1 pseudogene is annotated in these 206 nt (G+C 37.9%); it reads right to left on the bottom strand.

Features of this window, described 5'->3' with window-relative positions:
- Positions 1-206, bottom strand: a pseudogene (locus tag JUI58_RS00655) (Uma2 family endonuclease); the annotation flags it as partial.

Genomic DNA, 206 nt, shown 5'->3' with positions numbered 1-206 from the left:
GAATAAATCGACAAAGAACCATCTTCTAATCGATTTGGTGTAATAGTTTGATAAGTATTTCCAACCAAGCGCTTGCCTTTCAAAGAAGGATTGAGATAATCTCCCGTCGGATCGTATTGGAAGTATTCCAAAACCCCCATTTCTGAATAAGTATCGGGTTTATCTCGTTCATCTTTTCTGCGAGTACTAGCAGATGTTACTTCTAA

The sequence above is a fragment of the Spirulina sp. CCY15215 genome (assembly GCF_016888125.1).
Taxonomy (GTDB): Bacteria; Cyanobacteriota; Cyanobacteriia; order Cyanobacteriales; family Spirulinaceae; genus CCY15215.
The sequence above is the reverse complement of the archived record's forward strand: the minus strand, read 5'-3'. Positions and strand labels throughout refer to the sequence as shown.